Raw genomic sequence first — 17232 nt, forward strand, 5'->3', positions numbered from 1 at the left:
GCCGCGCCGACCCGATCACCTGCACGGTCGTCCGAAGGGGAGATCAGCCGATCTCCACGCGCAGTCCTTCCAGCCCCCGGATCACGAAGTTCGGCTTGCGCTGCGGCTCCGCCGCGAGACGCAGCGTCGGCGCCTTCTCCAGCAGGGCCCTCATGGACGCCGCCAGTTCGATGCGGGCCAGCGGCGCGCCGATGCAGTAGTGGATGCCCGCGCTGAAGGAGATGTGCGGGTTGTCCCGACGGGTCAGATCCAGTCGTTCCGGGGCGTCGAACACCGCGGGGTCGTGGTTCGCCGAGCCGAACAGCATCGCGATCTCGGCGCCCCGGGGGACGACGGTGCCGTCGATCTCGATCTCGTCCAGTACCCAGCGCTCGAAGAGCTGGAGCGGGGTGTCGTAGCGCATCAGCTCCTCCACGGCGGTCGGGACGAGCGAGTGATCGGCGCGCAGGGCCGCCAGCTGGTCCGGGTGGCGGAACAGGGCCCACCAGCCGTTCACCGTGGAGTTCACCGTCGCCTCGTGTCCGGCGTTCAGCAGCAGCACGCAGGTCGAGATCATCTCCTGCTCGGTCAGCCGGTCGCCCTCGTCGTGCGCCGCGATCAGACCCGAGATCAGGTCCTCGCCCGGCTCCTTGCGGCGCTGCTCGATCAACTCCCGCAGATAGGCGGAGAACTCCACCGACGCCCGCACCGCCCGCTGCGCGGACTCCCCGGACGGATGCAGCTCGTACATCCCGCAGATGTCCGCCGACCAGGGCCGCAGTCGGTCCCGGTCCGCCTCGGGGATGCCGAGCATCTCGGCGATCACCGCGACCGGCAGCGGCTCGGCGACGTCCTTCAGCAGATCGCCGCCGCCGCGCGCCACGAGCCGGGACACCAGTTCTCCCGCGAGGCCCTGCACATACGGTCCCAGCCGCTCCACCGTCCGCGGTGTGAACGCCTTCGACACCAGTCGCCGGATACGGGTGTGGTCCGGCGGCTCCAGGTCGAGCATGCCGTGGTCGTTGAGGGTGTGGAACGGCTCGTGCTCGGGGGGCGGGGCGGTCCGGCCGAATTCCTCGTGCGTGAAACGGTGCTGGTACGTCCGGCCCAGCCGCCTGTCGCGCAGCAGCGCCGACACATCCGCGTGGTGCGCCACCAGCCACTGGCCGGTGGGCTCGTAGTACTGCACACGGCCCCGCTCACGCAGTTCGGCGTAGGCGGGGTAGGGGTCCGCGAGGAACGCCGGGTCCCAGGGATCGAACGCGAGGTCGGAACGGGCTGCCATGCCCGGACGCTAACCCGGCCTCCCCCCGCCTGACCAGAGGCGTCTCACGAAGGACGGACCGGGCGGGGCGTGTCAGCCCGGCGTCACCAGTCTCGCCTCGTACGCGAACACCGCCGCCTGCGTCCGGTCCCGCAACCCCAGCTTCACCAGGATCCGGCTGACATGGGTCTTGATCGTCGATTCGGCGACGACCAGTCGCGCGGCGATCTCCGCGTTCGACAGACCCTGCGCGATGAGCACCAGCACCTCCGTCTCCCGCTCGGTCAGGTCCCCGTACGCGGCCTGGGCGGAGGGAGCCAGGCGCGGGCCCTCGGACAGTTTGGAGAACTCCGTGATCAGCCGCTTCGTCACCGACGGCGCCAGCAGCGCCTCGCCTGCCGCGACCACCCGCACCCCGTCGGCCAGCTGCCGTGCGGAGGCGTCCTTGAGCAGGAAGCCGGAGGCGCCGGCCCGCAACGCCTGGTAGACGTACTCGTCGAGATCGAAGGTCGTCAGCACCAGCACCTTCGCCGACCCGTCCGCGGCGACGATCTCCCGGGTCGCCTCGATCCCGTTCAGCTCCGGCATGCGGATGTCCATGAGCACGACGTCCGGGGACAGCTCGCGGACCCGTTCGACCGCCTCCCTGCCGTTGACCGCCTCCCCGACGACCTCGATGTCGGGCATCGCCCCCAGAAGCACCGAGAACCCCTCCCGCACCATCATCTGGTCGTCGGCGATCAGTACCCGGACGGTGCCGCTCACGCGGTCTCCTCCGCCTGGGCCACCGGCAGGAACACCGTCACCTCGTACCCTCCGTCATCGCTGTCCCCCGCCGTCATCTCGCCGCTCAGCATCGAGACGCGCTCGCGCATGCCCGTGATCCCGTGCCCCGCGCCGTGCGTGGACTCCCTCGGCGCGACCTGCGGCGCCGGCCCGTTGACGATCCGCAGGCCCAGACCGCCGAGCACATAGCCGATCTCCACCCGGGCCGAAGCACCCGGGGCGTGCCGCAACGTGTTGCTGAGCGCCTCCTGCACGATCCGGTACGCCGACAGCTCCACGCCCTGCGGCAGTTCCCGCACCGCGCCCGTGACCACCTTGTCGACGGTCAGGCCCGCCTCGCGCACGTTCGCCAGCAGTGCGTCCAGGTCGGCGAGGGTGGGCTGCGGGGCGTCCGGGGCCTCGTAGTCCTCCGCCCGTACGACGCCGAGGACGCGGCGGAGTTCGGTCAGCGCCGCCACCGCGTTCTCCCGGATGGTGGCGAAGGCCTTCTCCAGCTCCGGCGGCGGGTTCTCCACGCGGTAGGGCGCCGCCTCGGCCTGGATGGCGACCACCGACATGTGGTGGGCCACCACGTCGTGCAGTTCGCGGGCGATCGTGGTGCGCTCCTCGAGCAGGGTGCGGCGGGAGCGCTCGTGCGCGGTCTCCGTCTGCTGGGCGGTCACCTCCTGCGCGGCGTTCCGGCGGACGTGCCAGACGGTGACGGCCAGCAGCGCGAAGGCGGACAGGACCAGCATGGGCGCCGAGTCGTTGCCGAAGTGGAAGCCGAACACCGTCTCGGCGAAGAAGGCGTAGGCCGCGGTGACCAGCCACATCCAGGCCGCCGTGCGCGGCCGGGTGCGTACGGCCACCACGGTGAGCACCGTCAGATGCGAGACGAAGCTCCCGGCGGCCCAGGGCCAGTCCCCGAAGTCGTCGGCGATGACCGCCGAGACGGAGGTCGCCATGAGGGACAGCCAGAAGGCTCCCACCGGACGGGCCAGGGTCAGCAGCACCGGGGCCAGGGCCAGCAGCCCGGACACCGGGGCCGCCGGACCTCCACCGTCTCCCGTCCAGGCGACGAGCATCGCCAGCAGCCCGGCCGCCGCCACCGCGGCCTGCGGTGTCCAGGCCGCGTACTCCCGCATGCGCCCGGGCAGCCGCCTGGCCATGGGCCCGTCGGCATTCGGGCGGGGCATCGGGCGGTAGGCGAAGGCGTCGTGGAACAGATCCTGCCGCAGCCCGCGCAGGGCGTTCACGGCCGCCCGGTACTCCGGGCTGCGCGGCGTGTACGGGCTGTGCCCGCCGTCCGGCGTCTCGTGCGTCTGGGTCGTCTCGGTCACGGTGAAAAGGTAGGCCGAGGAAGGGGGCGCGGTCGTCACCAGTGAGGGGGGTCCTCGAGGGTCCTCCTCAAGTACTACGGGTGGGCCCCGGTCATCGTCCCGACGGCCTGACCAGCCCCGACTCGTAGGCGAACACCGCCGCCTGCGTCCGGTCCCGCAGGCCGAGCTTGACCAGGATCCGGCCGACATGGGTCTTCACGGTCTGCTCGGCGACGACCAGGCCGGCGGCGATCTCCGCGTTCGACAGCCCCTGGGCGATGAGGGCGAGGACCTCCGTCTCCCGCTCGGTCAGATCGCCGACACGCTCCTTGAGCGGAGCCCGGGGCGCACCGGTGAGCCGCGAGAACTCGGCGATCAGCCGGCGGGTTATGCCCGGCGCGAGCAGTGCGTCGCCCGCGGCCACCACGCGCACCGCTTCCGCGAGTTGGTCGGCCGAGGCGTCCTTCAGCAGGAAGCCCGACGCCCCGGCACGCAGCGCGTCGTAGACGTACTCGTCCAGGTCGAAGGTGGTGAGTAACAGGACCCTCGGACGGGGGGCGTCCGCGGTGATGCGGCGCGTCGCCTCGATGCCGCCGAGACCGGGCATGCGGATGTCCATCAGCACGACGTCCGGGTCGAGTTCGGCGACCTTGGCGATGGCCTCCTCGCCGTCCACGGCCTGACCGACGACCTCGATACCCGGCCGGGCGTCGAGCAGCACCGTGAAGCCCTGCCGCACCATCATCTGGTCGTCGGCTATCAGTACGCGGACGGTACTGCTCGTCATCGGTCCTCTTCTCCTGTCGTGCCGGTGAGGTCGTCGGGCGGAAGGTCCCCGGTGCCGGGCAGGAAGCACGCCACGACGTAACCGCCGTCCGGAGTCGCCGAGGTGACGAGCGTGCCGCCGAGCATCATGGCGCGTTCCCGCATGCCGAGCAGCCCGTGACCCGCGCCCGGGGACGGCGGCGCGGTGCGGGTGGGAGCGGAGTTGGCGACCCGGACGTGCAGACCCCTTGGAAAATAGGCGAGTTGGACACGGACGGTGGACCCGGGGGCGTGCCGCAGCACGTTGCTGAGCGCCTCCTGCACGATCCGGTACGCGGACAGCTCCACGCCGGGCGACAGCGGGCGCACCTCGCCGGTGATCTCCGTCAGCACCTCGAGGCCGGCCGCGCGGGTGTTCTCCACCAGGGCGTCGAGCCGGTCGAGGGTGGGCTGCGGGGAGTCGGGGGCGGGACCGGTGCCGCTGCCGATGCCGTAGGGGTCCGCGGGGTTCTCCGAGCGCAGGACACCGAGGACGCGGCGCAGTTCGGTCAGTGCCTCCAGGGCGTTCTTGCGGATGCCGTCCAGGTTCTCCCTCAGCTCGTCGGAGGGGTTCTCCACGAGGTGCGGGGCGACCTGGGCCTGGATGGAGATGACCGACATGTGGTGGGCGACCACGTCGTGCAGTTCGCGGGCGATGCGGCTGCGCTCCTCCAGCAGCGTGCGGCGGGCACGTTCCTCGGCGGTGACACCGGCCAGTTCGACGAGTTGGCTGCGGGCCACGCGGCGGCCGCGCAGTGCCGTGCCGACGAGGACGACGACGGTGAAGACGACCACCGCGGGCAGCCCGGTCGGCGAGTACGAGGAGGCGCCTTCGACGCCCTGCAGCAGGTACGTGCCGAGCGCGGTCAGCGCCAGCGCTCCGCCGCTCGCCCGGGTGGGGACCCGCAGGGCCAGCAGGAACAGCACCAGCATGCACGTCACGACACCCGAACCGGTCCAGGGCCACGGCGGGGGGTCCGGCGACGGGTGCGAGACACCGCCCGGGGCGACCCGGCTGAACTGGGCGGCCGTCACGAGCGCCGCCAGCGACAGCCACCAGGCCGGCAGCGGACGCCACAGGGCGAGCGCGACGGCCCCGCCCTGCGCGCCGCCGATCAGCACGGCGAGCGGGAGAGCGAGGGCGTACGTGCCGTGCAACTCGCCCACGGCGCCCGCCGACAGAACGAGCGCGATCGCGCAGAACAGGACGTGCGGCGCCCGGCGGAGCAGCCGCGGTCGCGACAGCGGCGGCAGCGGGTCCGAGGAGAGCTGCCACAGGTCCTCCCGGAGGGGGCCGAGCAGCGCGCGCAAGCGCCGGAGAATCCACGAGGCACCCGAACCGGCGACGCCGAGCAGGCGAGGCGGCGGCGCGGCGGCCGGCGGGCGCGCTCCCGGTGGCCGGGCGCCGTCCTCCGCATACCGCCCCTGGTCCGTCGGCTCCGCCCTAGGCACGGTCGGCCGCCTCGGCCCGTGCCCGCCCGGACCGGTGGACGGCCACCACCCGGGAACGGCGGCCCCGCGGTCGGCGCGGCCCCTGTTCATGGACCCGGAAGGCGGACCAGCACAGGGCGAGGGCGAGGGCGAACACCGGGAGCCAGACCAGTCGTGCCGCGACCCAGGAGGGCCCGTCCGGGACGGTGTGCAGCCCCGGCAGTCGTCCCGCGAGGAGACCCGTCGCCGTGGTCGCCATCAGGGCCGTCTGGTGCCAGAGGAAGATCGTCATCGCGGAGAGGTTCACCAGGGCCACGGCCGCCCAGGCCAGGGGGCGGCGCAGCGCGCGGCGCAGCGGTTCGCGCAGCACCAGCGCCAGTCCGCACTGCGCGAGACCGAAGGTGACGGCGGCCAGGGTCGGCGGATCGAGGTTGGACACCGGGGCGCCCGGGACGCCCACCATCGACGCCGGGTAACCCGCCCACACCACCAGTCCCGCCGTCGCCGCGGCGCCGGCGGCGAGCAGCACCCAGCCGACTCGTCGGCCCTCCAGCTCACCGCGTGTCCAGGCCGCGCCCAGCGTGTACGGCACGAGCCAGCCGGCGGCCAGATTCGCCCAGCCGAGCCAGGACGGGCCGCCGAACCCGAAACGGATGAGGTCCACATGGAGAACGACGGCCAGCGGCCACAGCGGGTTGAGCCGGGTCAGCAGCGGGGTCGCCGCCGTGAGGGCCGCGAAGACGAGCAGGAACCACAGCGGCGACAGGGCCAGCTTCACGAGGGTGTGCACCGTGCCGGCGTCCGCACCGCCGACGAGCAGACAGCACGCCGCCACCGTCCACAGGAGCACCACGGCCGCGACGGGCCCGAAGAGCCGGGTCACGCGGGAGCGCAGCCAAGGACCGTAGGCGACCCCGCGCGCCCGGGCCGAGGCGAGGCTCCTGGTCGCCGTATGACCGCCCACCAGGAAGAACACGGAAAGTGTCTGGAAGACCCAGGAGATCGGGGCGAGCCAGGGCATGAAGTGCAGCGGACTGGCGGTGCGCAGGGCGCCGCCGTCGGCGACCAGGGCGGTCACCAGCCAGTGGCCCAGGACGACGCCGAGGATCGCGAGGGCCCGCAGGGCGTCGACCGCGCGGTCCCGCCCGGCGGGGGTGGCCGAGTCGATGCGGTGCGCCGCGGTGCGCAGGGCGTCGCGGAGCGGCGCGCGGGTGCTCCGGTCACGCACGGGGCACCTCCGACGTCCTGCCCAGGACGATCCGGGCGAGGTCGGCCAGGCACACCGAGGCCGGTGCGAAGTAGTCGCTGTGGCCGCCGTCGCCCGCGGCGAACACACGGGCGCCGAAGTCCGGGGACACCGGGTCCGTGCCGAAGCCGACGGTGGTACCGAACAGGTCGGCGCGCAGATGGGGCACGCCCGCGATCCAGTCGCCGGTGCCGCGGCCGGCCCACACCCGGGCGCGGGTGTGCAGGTCGGCGACGGAGTCCAGGCCCGTGCCGGGGCTGCCGAGGAGGACGACGTCCTGCACGTCGGCGGAGGCGGCGCGGGCGCAGACCACCGTGCCGTAGGAGTGGCAGAGCAGGGAGATGCGGGCTGCGGGCCCCAGCGCGCCGCGCAGTTCGCCCACGAACCGCTCGAGAAGCGGCGCCGCCCGCTCGGCCCCGGTCGTGGTCAGGGCGCCGGTGCTGAGCGTGCGAGGCGTGTCGTACCCGAGCCAGGCGATGACCGCGGTGCTGCCGCCCACCGCCCGATGCAGGGTCTGTGCTCCCGTGCGGAGACGGTCGAAGGTGTCCAGCGTGGTGTCCGAACCCGGAACCAGGACCGCTATCCGCCGCGCCGTGGCCAGGTCGCCGAAGACCTCTGTCACCCGGCCCGTGCCCCGGCCGTCGAAGGCGAGGAGGTCACGGCCGGGGGAGGCCAGGGCGCGGTCCTTCGCGGCGCGTCCGCGGTCGCCGTGCGCCGCGGCCATCCGTGACGCCTCGGCGGCGTCGGCACGGTTGGCCCGGTACGTCGTGGTGAGGGTGGCCACCGAGAGCGGGGCGAGCGCCGCGGGCGCGGGTGCCGGAATCCGGGGCCGCACGGCGGCCGAGAGGGGGACCACCACCGCACCCGTGACCAGGGCGGCCAGCAGCGTACGGCGCAGGCGTCCGGGGCGCGGCCGGCGCCGTTCCCCTTCCCCGGTCCGATCGCCTTCCCCGCTCCCGACATGCGCCGGGCCGGGGACGGCGGCCCGGCCCCGGCCGCCGCTCCGCACCCGTCCGGCCGCGCCGATGACGGCGGCCGGGCCCCACCCCCGCAAGCCCATGGCGTCCCTCCCCTTCCGCCGGCCCGCTCACCGGGCCGTCCTGGAAGGGACGTTACGAAGCGTGACACGTCGTCGGCGTCATGCTGTGGAACTCACCCGGGAGCTGGCTCTCAGGTATGACGGGTATGACCGGGGCGGCGCGGGGCGGGTCCGAACTCCTCCCACAACTCGCACTGCACACAACGGCCCTGGCCGGTCACCAGGCCAACTGCGCGATCTCCTCGGCCACCACGGCGCACGCGTCCGCCGCCGGGTCGATCAGGGGGAAGTGGCCGACGTCCTCGAGCAGGGTGAGGCCCACGACCTCGCCCGCCTTGGCCGCGGCCTCCGCGTAGGCCTCGGCGACCGCCTGCGGAACCACGATGTCCGTGCGGCCCTGGACGAGGGTCGTGGCGATGCCGGTGGGCAGCAGCAGAGCCGGATCGGCGTACGGCTGACGCTCCGCGAACATGTCGTCCCCGCCCACGAGTTGGGACACCGCCCCGCCGCACACCTCCAGTTTCCTGGCGATGTGGAAGTCGGCGATCGGGGCGAGCGCCACGACACCGCGCAGCGGGGCCGGACGGTCCCTGCGCCACGGTGAGCCGGGCGGAAGGACATGGCGGGCGGCCGCCCACAGCGCGAGATGACCGCCCGCCGAGTGGCCGGTGATCACCGTGCGGCGCGGATCGGCCTGCGGCAGGACCTCGTGGGCGAGCGCGGGGAGGGCGTCGAGCGCGGCCGCGACGTCGTCGAACGTGTCGGGCCAGCGGCCCGCCACCGGTCCCGTGCCGCCGTCCGCACCGGACCCGTCGGCCTGGGCCGGGATGAGCGCTCCCCGCCGGTACTCGACGTTGGCGACGGCGAAGCCCCGGCGGGCCAGGTAGTCCGCGAACGGGGTGAGGTGCCTGCGGTCGTAGGGCGAACGCCATGCTCCCCCGTGCAGGACGACGACCAGGGGGACCTGGGCCTGCTCCGCGGAGTCGGCGGGCTCCCGCGGGGCGTAGAAGTCGATCACCTGGTCGGGGTGGTCGCCGTACGCGGCGGTGGAGTCGGGATCGACCGGCGGATGCGAGAAGGCGGAGGCCTCCTCGGCGGCGTCACGGGCCGCGGCGTCCCGGGCGGCGTCGTCCGACATGCTCCAACCTCTCAGCGGCGAAACGGAATACGTACGCGGGCCGGAAGGAAATCGGCCGTTGGCGGGGACGGTATCAGGCGGGCGGGGCAGGTCCCCACGGGGATGTCACGCTCGGTGAAGGGCAGACGGTTCTGCCCTCTCCCACGGGCACGGCGCGCATACCCACGCGGTGACACGCCCGCCGGTCGGCACCGCCGCCCGAGCTCCACGACGGCGGCGGGCGGCGGTGCCGCAGTGTGGTGCCCACCGCCACCGGGTCCCCTCCCGTCCTCTCGCGGGCCGGAAGGGGACCGGTCCGTCAGGACAGCGTGCCCGCCAGGATCCGGGCCGCCCGCTCCACGTCGGCGAAGCCCACGTACAGCGGCGTGAAACCGAAACGCAGCACGTCCGGCGGCCGGAAGTCGCCGACCACGCCGTTCTCGATCAACCGCTTCATCACATCACCGGCGCTTGGGCAGCGCAGCGCCACCTGGCTGCCCCGCTCGGCGTGCGCGACGGGCGTCAGGGACTCGACGGCGCCTTCGGGGACATAGGCCGCCACGCACTCCAGGAAGAAGTCGGTGAGTGCGAGGGACTTGGCCCGCACGGCGTCGATCGGGACGCCGTCCCACACCTCCAGCGCCGCCTCGAGGGCGAGCATGGACAGGATGTCCGGGGTGCCGACGCGACCGCGCACCGCGCCCGCCGCCGGTTCGTAGGCCGGGCGCATCCCGAAGGGTTCCGTGTGCGAGTTCCAGCCCGGCAGCGGCGAGTCGAAGCGGTCCTGCAGATCGCGCCGCACATACAGGAAGGCGGGAGAGCCGGGACCTCCGTTGAGGTACTTGTAGGTACAGCCGACCGCCAGATCGACACCGTGCTGGTCCAGGCCCACCGGCAGTGCGCCCGCGCTGTGGCACAGGTCCCAGACCACCACGGCACCCGCCCCGTGCACGGCCGCGGTCAGCCCCGGCAGGTCGTGCAGTCGTCCCGTGCGGTAGTCGACATGGTTCAGCAGTACCGCAGCCGTACGGCCCGTGACGGCGTCGGGCACCTCCGCCGGGGTCGCCGGTCGCAGTGTGCAGCCCGTCATCCGGGCCGCCGACTCGGCGATGTAGCCGTCCGTCGGGAACGTCGTCGCGTCGACCACGATCTCGTCCCTGCCCTCGCCGGCCAGCCGCACGGCCGCCACGAGTGCCTTGAAGACGTTGACGCTGGTGGAGTCCCCCACCACGATCTGCCCGGGCGCCGCCCCGACCAGCGGTGCGATCCGGTCGCCGATCCGCTCCGGCGCCGTCCACCAGCCGCTCTCGTCCCAGGACCGGATCCGCAGCGATCCCCACTGCCTGCGGACGACGTCCTCCATCCGGGCCGGCACGGCGGCCGGCAGCGCGCCCAGCGAGTTCCCGTCCAGGTAGACGATCTCGTCGAGCACGAACTTCGCCCGCAGTCCGGCCAGTTCGTCGGCCGCGTCCAGTTTCTGCGCTCTCAGCATGGGTTCAGACATACGACCGCGCCGTCCACAGCTCGGGGAACACGTTCTTCTGCGTCCGCTTCTCCAGCCAGGCCACGCCGGCCGAACCGCCCGTGCCGGACTTGGCGCCCATCGCGCGGCGGGTGGCCACCAGGTGGTCGTTGCGCCAGCGCCAGACCAGCTCGGCCACATCGGTCATCGTCTCGCCCAGCCGCGCGAGCTCGTCCATCGGGTCCCCGGAGTAGAGGGCGGTCCACACCGCCTCGACCTCGGCCGAGGGCTCGTAGCGACGGGAGACGTCACGCCGCAGCACCTCGTCCGGGACCGCGTGCCCGCGGCGCGCGAGCAGCCGCAGCACCTCGTCGTACAGGCTCGGCTCGTGCAGCGCCTTCTCCAGTTCGGCGTGGACACGCGGCGCACCGCGGTGCGGGACCAGCATGGACGCGGACTTCTCGCCGAGCAGGAACTCCAAACGCCGGTACATCGCCGACTGGAAACCGGAGCCCTCACCGAGGGCGGAGCGGTAGGAGTTGAACTGGGCGGGTGTCAGCTGGGCGAGGGGACGCCAGGACGCGTTCAGCGCGTCCAGCTCCCGTACGGACCTCTTCAGCGCGTCGATCGCCGCCGGCACCCGGTCCTCGCGCAGGGCCCGCGCGGCCGTCTCCCACTCGTGGACGATCACGGTGAACCACAGCTCCATCACCTGGGTCGTGACCAGGAAGACCATCTCACCGGGGTCGTCGGAGAGGGTGTGCTGGAGGTGGGTGAGCACATCCGCCTTGACGTAGTCCTCGTACGGCGTCGTGCCCTGGAAGTCGAGATGCGGAGTCTCGGGCTCCTGAGTCTCGTGCGACTGATGAGCCTGTTGGGACATCGCTGTCTCCTGTTGTGTGCTTCGGGTAGCGGTCCGCCCCTGCCGATGCCGGCACGGGGGCCCCGGTCCCCACCGGCATCCTGCGTAAAACACGAGGGCCTCGCAAGGCCCGCCCGGTCGCAGGCGGGCCCCGCCACTCCCGAGGGCTAGCCGAGCGTCTGGGCCGCAGTCGGGGAGGAGTCCTTCAGGAACTGCGAGCAGCGTTCGTACTCCTCCTGCTCGCCGATCCCCTGTGCGGCGCGCGCGAGGGCATGCAGGGCGCGCAGGAAGCCCCGGTTCGGCTCGTGCTCCCAGGGGACGGGTCCGTGGCCCTTCCAGCCGTTGCGGCGCAGGGCGTCCAGACCCCGGTGGTAGCCGGTACGCGCGTAGGCGTACGACTCGACGACCGAGCCGCGCTCGAACGCCTCGTCGGCCAGCTGGGCCCAGGCGAGTGAGGAGGCGGGGTACTTGGCGGCGACGTCGGCGGACGCCGTGCCGCTCGCGAGGAGCTCACGCGGCCCCGGGTCGTCCGGGAGATGGGTCGGGGGCGGGCCCCCGAGCAGATTCTCGTGAAGGGTCATGGGATCCAGTGTGAGGCATCACCCTCGATCACCGCCGGTCGCACGGGCTCCCTTCGGAACGATCGGTTCCGCCGGCGGCCCGGCCGGCCGGCCCCGCGGCCCGGCGGGCGTCCGCTCCGGCAGGAAGCCGATCACGTGGCCGGATCGGGCTCGGCGGTCGCGGTCCCGCGCGGCGGCTCCAGCGGCGGCGCGGCCACACAGCTGTACGTATGGCACAGGGGCTGACGGCAGTCCGGAGCCGGGCGCCGGACGGTCGCGAAGGCGAGCACCGCACCGACCGCCAGGACCGCGGCGCACAGCGGCATCGCCCGGTCGAAGGCCGCGTCGAAGGCGTCCGGCGAGCGGTACGCCTCCGGGCCCATGCCGGTGAGCACCGGCAGCGCCGCCACCGCGATCAGCCCGGCCGCGCGGGCCGCCGCGTTGTTGATGCCACTGGCCAGGCCCGCCCGGTCGGTGTCCACCGAGGCGAGCACGGTCGAGGTCAGCGGGGCGACCAGGGTGACCATGCCCGCGCCCATGACCAGCACGGCGGGCAGAACGTCGGCGAGGTAGGAGGCGTCCTTGCCGACGCGCAGCATCATCAGCATGCCGGCCGCGCACAGCAGAGGGCCGACGGTGAGCGGGATGCGCGGTCCGATGCGCTCCGCCAGGGCGCCCGAGCGGGACGAGAAGAGGAGCATCAGCACGGTCGTGGGCAGCAGGGCCGTACCGGCCCGCAGCGGCGAGTAGCCCGCCACCACCTGGAGCTGGAGCGCGGTGAGGAAGAAGAAACCGCCGAAGGCCGCGTAGACGCAGAGGGTCACCAGGTTGACCGACGTGAACTGGCGGGAGGCGAAGATGTCGAGCGGCATCATCGGGTCCCGGTGGCGCTTCTCCACGTACACGAAGGCGACGCCCGCGGCCAGGCCCGCGACCGCCATGACGACCACGACCGGGGAACCGCTGCCGGCCTCGATGAGGGCGTAGGTGACGAGGGCGAGGGACACGGCACCGAGCGCGGCACCGAGGGCGTCGAAGCGTCGGTGCGAGCGGTCCGTCCCGCTCACCTCCCGGCCGGAGCTCCCGACCGATTCCGGTACGTGCCGGACGGCTACGGGGACGCAGAGCAGGGCCAGCGGGACGTTGAGGAAGAAGACCCAGCGCCAGCCCGGGCCGTCCACCAGCCAGCCGCCGAGGAACGGGCCGATCGCGGCGCCGATGCCGCCGAAGCCGGACCACAGTCCGACCGCCCGTGAGCGGTCGTCCGGGTGGAACGAAGCCTGGATGAGCGCGAGCGAACCGGGGGTCAGAAGGGCACCGCCGATGCCCTGCAGGGCGCGGGCCGCGATGAGGAGGCCCGAGGTGGGGGCCAGTCCGCAGAGCAGGGAGGCGCCGGCGAACCAGACGACGCCGATGACGAAGACCTTGCGGCGGCCGAAGTGGTCGCCGAGGGAGCCGCCGAGGAGGATCAGGCCGGCGAGCGTGATCAGGTAGGCGTTGACGGTCCACTGCAGGGCGGCGAGGCTCGCATCGAGGTCCTTGCCGATGCGGGGCAGGGCGACGTTGACGACGGTGGAATCCAGCAGGGCCATGCTGGAGCCGAGCACGGTCGTGAGGAGAATCCACTTCCCCTGCGCGGTGCCGATCCTGATGACGGGCCCCTGCTCTGCGGTGACGGCCATGGGGGGATCATCCCGCGTCCGTCGCCGCCGGGCCAGACCGGGTCCGTGCCGGTGCTGCCACCGCAGAGCAGGGGCCCGTGCGGCCCGTGGTGGCGGGGTGCCGCCGCTGTACGGCACCCCGCCGACCCGTGTCACTTCATGCGCGTACCGGTGGACCGGAGGTGGCCGCAGGCCTCGAGGACGCGCTTGGACATCGACGCCTCCGCCAGCTTGCCCCAGGTCCGCGGGTCGTAGGTCTTCTTGGAGCCGACCTCGCCGTCGACCTTCAGGACGCCGTCGTAGTTCCTGAACATGTGGTCGGCGACCGGACGCGTGAAGGCGTACTGGGTGTCGGTGTCGATGTTCATCTTGACCACGCCGTTCTCCAGCGCCGTCAGGATCTCCTCCTCGCTGGAGCCGGAGCCGCCGTGGAAGACGAAGTTGAACGGCTTGCTGTCGGCCGGCAGGCCGAACTTGGCGGCGACACCCTCGCTCAGGTTCTTGAGCAGGTCGGGGCGCAGGACGACGTTGCCCGGCTTGTACACGCCGTGCACATTGCCGAACGAGGCGGCCAGCAGGTAACGGCCCTTGTCGCCCAGGCCGAGCGCCTCGGCCGTACGGATCGCGTCGTCGACCGTGGTGTAGAGGGAGTCGTTGATCTCGTGGGAGACCCCGTCCTCCTCACCGCCGGTGGGGGTGATCTCCACCTCGAGGATGATCTTGGCGGCGCGGGTGCGCTCCAGCAGCTCCTGCGCGATCTTCAGGTTGTCGGAGAGGGTCTCCGCCGAACCGTCCCACATGTGGGACTGGAACAGCGGGTTCTCGCCGCGGGCCACACGCTCCTCGGAGATCGCGAGCAGCGGGCGCACGTACCCGTCGAGCTTGTCCTTCGGGCAGTGGTCCGTGTGCAGCGCGATGTTGACCGGGTACTTCTTCGCGACGATGTGCGCGAACTCGGCCAGGGCCGCGGAACCGGTGACCATGTCCTTGTCGTACTGCCCGCCCAGGAACTCGGCGCCGCCCGTCGAGATCTGGACGATGCCGTCGCTCTCGGCCTCCGCGAAGCCGCGCAGGGCAGCGTGCAGGGTCTGGGACGAGGTCACGTTGATGGCCGGGTAGGCGAACTTGCCTGCCTTCGCCCGGTCGAGCATCTCGTTGTAGACCTCGGGGGTTGCGATGGGCATCTGTCCGCTCCTTGTATGTGCGGGTGCGTTCTGCTTACGTACGGCCCTGACCTAGGGTGCGACGTCATCGTCGGCCCCATCTTTCCAGACTTGACCGGATGCTTCGGACACCCTGTCCAGCCTTCGGATGACCGTACGGGTCAGTCCAGTCCCAACTCGTCCTTCGAGTACGCGAAGCGGTAGGGGACCCCGGCGCCGTCCTCGATCTTCTCGGCCGCGCCCGTGGCCCGGTCGACGATCGTCGCGACCGCGACGACCTCGGCCCCGGCCTCGCGTACCGCCTCCACCGCGGTGAGCGGGGAGCCGCCCGTGGTGGAGGTGTCCTCGACGACCAGGACCCGGCGGCCCCTGATCTCCGGACCCTCCACGCGCCGCTGCAGACCGTGCGCCTTCGCCGCCTTGCGGACGACGAAGGCGTCCAGCTTCTTCCCGCGCGCGGCGGCGGCGTGCAGCATGGCGGCCGCGACCGGGTCCGCGCCCATGGTCAGACCGCCCACCGCGTCGAAGTCCAGGTCGGCGGTCAGGTCCAGCAGCACCTGACCGACCAGCGGCGCGGCCTCGCCGTCGAGGGTGATGCGGCGCAGGTCGACGTAGTAGTCGCCCTCCAGGCCGGACGACAGGGTCACCTTGCCGTGCACCACGGCCTTGTCCTTGATCTGCTGCAGCAGGTCGCCGCGTACGTCACTCATACGAGTCAGCTTAAGGGGGGTGCTCACGGGCGGCGCCAGCTCCATGTCGTCGACGCCTCCAGCGGCTCGATGGGCGTGACCAGGCGGGGAAGGGTGTTGAGGCCGTCGGGCGGACCCGTCTGCGGCTCCACGCACACGGCCTCCTGCTGCTCGTCGTAGACGACCACCCACTCCTCCCGGCTGGTCACCCGCAGCTCCAGCCTGTCCGGCCAGAGCACCGCGACGTCGACGCCGCCGGGCATCCCGAAGCAGTCGTCCCAGGGGCCGGGCCGGGGGTCGATGCGGTTCCCCGTGGGCAGGTGGTCGTCCCCGCGCTCCTCCTGCCAGGCCGGGCTGAAGTCGATGCGCGCGTCCACACCGTCGAGGGTGCGGTTGAACCAGGGGTGCCAGCCGATCTGGGCCGGGAACGAGGACTCGTAGGTCTCCACGGACATGGTGAGCGTCAGGGAGTCCTCGGTGAGCGTGGCGAGATGGGTGACACGGCCGACGTAGGGCCAGGGGTCGACCAGGTCGTAGGTGAGCACGGCCTCGGCGCGGTCGGCGCGGGCCACCCGCCACGCGCCGTCCCGCGCGGTGCCGTGGATGGCGTGCGGCGGCGAGTTTAGGGGCATCTGGTGGACGGTGCCCCCGTCGCGGAACCGGCCGTCCCTGATACGGCCGCACCAGGGGACCATGGGGAAGCACCCGAACCGTTCGCCCTGCCGCAGCAGCTCCGTGCCGCCGACGCGCAGACTCCGCACACGCCCGCCGTTCGCCGGCGCCAGCACGACCTCCGCGTCTCCCGCGGTCAACGTGATCTCGTCGTTACTCACGGGGCCGACCCTACTTGGCCGATCAAGACGGCGTGCCGGGACGCCGCTGTGCCGTGGACCGGCGGGATCAGCGGCGGCGGCGCAGCAGCCGGCCCGCCACGATCGCGGAGGCCAGAAGCAGAGCCGCCGCCGGGGCCGCCCAGCGCAGGGTCGCACCGGCCGCCACGGTCTCGGGGACGGGTACGGGGGCGTAGCGGCCGCGCGGGGGCGCGTGGTCGACCTCCTCGGCGCTACGTCCGATCATCGTGCGCCGGGCGTGTGCCGCCTCGGCGGGCGGCAGCTCGCCCTCGCCGTCGAAGTCGTCCTCGGGCTCCTCCTCGCCGGTGAACCCGTCCTCGTCGGCAAGGGGGTCGAGGGACGGCGGCGGGACGTCGGTGTCGTGGATCGAGGGCGTCGGTGGAGCGTCCGCGGACGACGTCCCGGAGGCCTTCTCCGGGGGCCCGTCGGGCGCCTGCCCGCCCGCGGCCTCCGGTTCCTCGGCCGGGGCCGGTGCCGACGGCTCCGCAGAGGTCCGGTCACCGGCGGCTTCCCCGGACGCCGCGGCCCCGGCCGTGCCGCCCGCCCCGAGGCCTTCCGCGAACCGTCCGAGCAGCCGGGCCCCCGCCGACGCCACCGCGTCCGCCGGGAGTTCCGCGATCCGGCCGTCGCCCGTGGCCGTTCCCGTGAAGACGACGGTGGTACCGCCGTCGGCCGGGAGCAGGCGTACGGACAGCGACAGCTTCACCGTGCCGGTACCGCGGGCCTCCGTCGCCTCGCCCTCCGCCGTGTACGAGCCGTCGGCCCGCCCGGCGACCCGCAGCACACCGCGGTAGGTGATCGTGTGGCCGGCGACGCGCACCTTCAGCCTGCCGGAGACGGGCTCCGCCTCCGCGTCCTGCTGGAGCCCCGGGATCGCGCGGGCGACCCGCACGGGATCGGCCAGCGCCTCCCCCAGCCGCTCGGCGGGTACCGGAACGAACGCCTCATGCTCCATACCAGCCGAGCCTACCCAGCAGCGCCCGAACCGCACCCGTGCATCACGGGATTCCCGGCTCCGGG

16 protein-coding genes are annotated in these 17232 nt (G+C 72.9%); all 16 read right to left on the reverse strand.

Features of this window, described 5'->3' with window-relative positions; genetic code table 11:
• Positions 1 to 43: 43 nt before the first annotated feature.
• Positions 44 to 1264, reverse strand: coding sequence for a cytochrome P450 (locus tag ACSHXN_RS19800; RefSeq protein WP_355131281.1), 1221 nt, complete (start codon positions 1262 to 1264; stop codon positions 44 to 46).
• 72 nt (positions 1265 to 1336) lie between these two features.
• Complete coding sequence (locus tag ACSHXN_RS19805; RefSeq protein ID WP_355131283.1) at positions 1337 to 2008, reverse strand: response regulator transcription factor; 672 nt, start codon at positions 2006 to 2008, stop codon at positions 1337 to 1339.
• Complete coding sequence (locus ACSHXN_RS19810; RefSeq protein ID WP_438303452.1) at positions 2005 to 3348, reverse strand: sensor histidine kinase; 1344 nt, start codon at positions 3346 to 3348, stop codon at positions 2005 to 2007. The genes ACSHXN_RS19805 and ACSHXN_RS19810 overlap by 4 nt, the downstream gene beginning before the upstream one ends.
• A gap of 91 nt (positions 3349 to 3439) precedes the next feature.
• Positions 3440 to 4114, reverse strand: coding sequence for a response regulator (locus tag ACSHXN_RS19815; RefSeq protein WP_438303453.1), 675 nt, complete (start codon positions 4112 to 4114; stop codon positions 3440 to 3442).
• Entirely contained in the window at positions 4111 to 5442 is a 1332-nt protein-coding gene (locus ACSHXN_RS19820; RefSeq protein ID WP_356109058.1) for a sensor histidine kinase, read from the reverse strand. The genes ACSHXN_RS19815 and ACSHXN_RS19820 overlap by 4 nt, the downstream gene beginning before the upstream one ends.
• A gap of 133 nt (positions 5443 to 5575) precedes the next feature.
• Positions 5576 to 6790, reverse strand: coding sequence for an acyltransferase family protein (locus ACSHXN_RS19825; protein WP_355131291.1), 1215 nt, complete (start codon positions 6788 to 6790; stop codon positions 5576 to 5578).
• Positions 6783 to 7868: an alpha/beta hydrolase gene (locus tag ACSHXN_RS19830; protein ID WP_356109055.1), complete on the reverse strand. Its 1086-nt coding sequence runs from the start codon at positions 7866 to 7868 to the stop codon at positions 6783 to 6785. The genes ACSHXN_RS19825 and ACSHXN_RS19830 overlap by 8 nt, the downstream gene beginning before the upstream one ends.
• Before the next feature lie 196 nt (positions 7869 to 8064).
• Positions 8065 to 8985, reverse strand: a complete 921-nt coding sequence (locus ACSHXN_RS19835) for an alpha/beta hydrolase (RefSeq protein WP_438303454.1) — start codon at positions 8983 to 8985, stop codon at positions 8065 to 8067.
• A 298-nt stretch (positions 8986 to 9283) separates the two neighbouring features.
• A complete protein-coding gene (gene kynU, locus ACSHXN_RS19840) occupies positions 9284 to 10468 on the reverse strand; it encodes a kynureninase (protein ID WP_438303455.1) in 1185 nt (394 codons plus the stop codon).
• Positions 10461 to 11309 (reverse strand): tryptophan 2,3-dioxygenase family protein, encoded by an 849-nt coding sequence (locus ACSHXN_RS19845; protein ID WP_438303456.1) that lies wholly within the window; start codon positions 11307 to 11309, stop codon positions 10461 to 10463. The genes kynU and ACSHXN_RS19845 overlap by 8 nt, the downstream gene beginning before the upstream one ends.
• Before the next feature lie 146 nt (positions 11310 to 11455).
• Positions 11456 to 11869 (reverse strand): DUF3151 domain-containing protein, encoded by a 414-nt coding sequence (locus ACSHXN_RS19850; RefSeq protein ID WP_059133534.1) that lies wholly within the window; start codon positions 11867 to 11869, stop codon positions 11456 to 11458.
• A gap of 131 nt (positions 11870 to 12000) precedes the next feature.
• Entirely contained in the window at positions 12001 to 13530 is a 1530-nt protein-coding gene (locus tag ACSHXN_RS19855; protein ID WP_355131301.1) for an MFS transporter, read from the reverse strand.
• A 131-nt stretch (positions 13531 to 13661) separates the two neighbouring features.
• On the reverse strand, positions 13662 to 14693 hold the full coding sequence (gene fbaA / locus ACSHXN_RS19860; RefSeq protein WP_355131303.1) for a class II fructose-bisphosphate aldolase: 1032 nt from the start codon (positions 14691 to 14693) through the stop codon (positions 13662 to 13664).
• 140 nt (positions 14694 to 14833) lie between these two features.
• On the reverse strand, positions 14834 to 15382 hold the full coding sequence (pyrE, locus tag ACSHXN_RS19865; protein WP_059133531.1) for an orotate phosphoribosyltransferase: 549 nt from the start codon (positions 15380 to 15382) through the stop codon (positions 14834 to 14836).
• A gap of 23 nt (positions 15383 to 15405) precedes the next feature.
• Entirely contained in the window at positions 15406 to 16194 is a 789-nt protein-coding gene (locus tag ACSHXN_RS19870; RefSeq protein WP_355131305.1) for an aldose 1-epimerase, read from the reverse strand.
• Positions 16195 to 16261: 67 nt separating this feature from the next.
• Positions 16262 to 17167, reverse strand: coding sequence for an SRPBCC family protein (locus tag ACSHXN_RS19875; protein ID WP_355131307.1), 906 nt, complete (start codon positions 17165 to 17167; stop codon positions 16262 to 16264).
• Between the last annotated feature and the right edge of the window lie 65 nt (positions 17168 to 17232).

Source organism: Streptomyces sp. HUAS TT11, from assembly GCF_051553595.1.
In the GTDB taxonomy this organism is placed as follows: Bacteria; Actinomycetota; Actinomycetes; order Streptomycetales; family Streptomycetaceae; genus Streptomyces.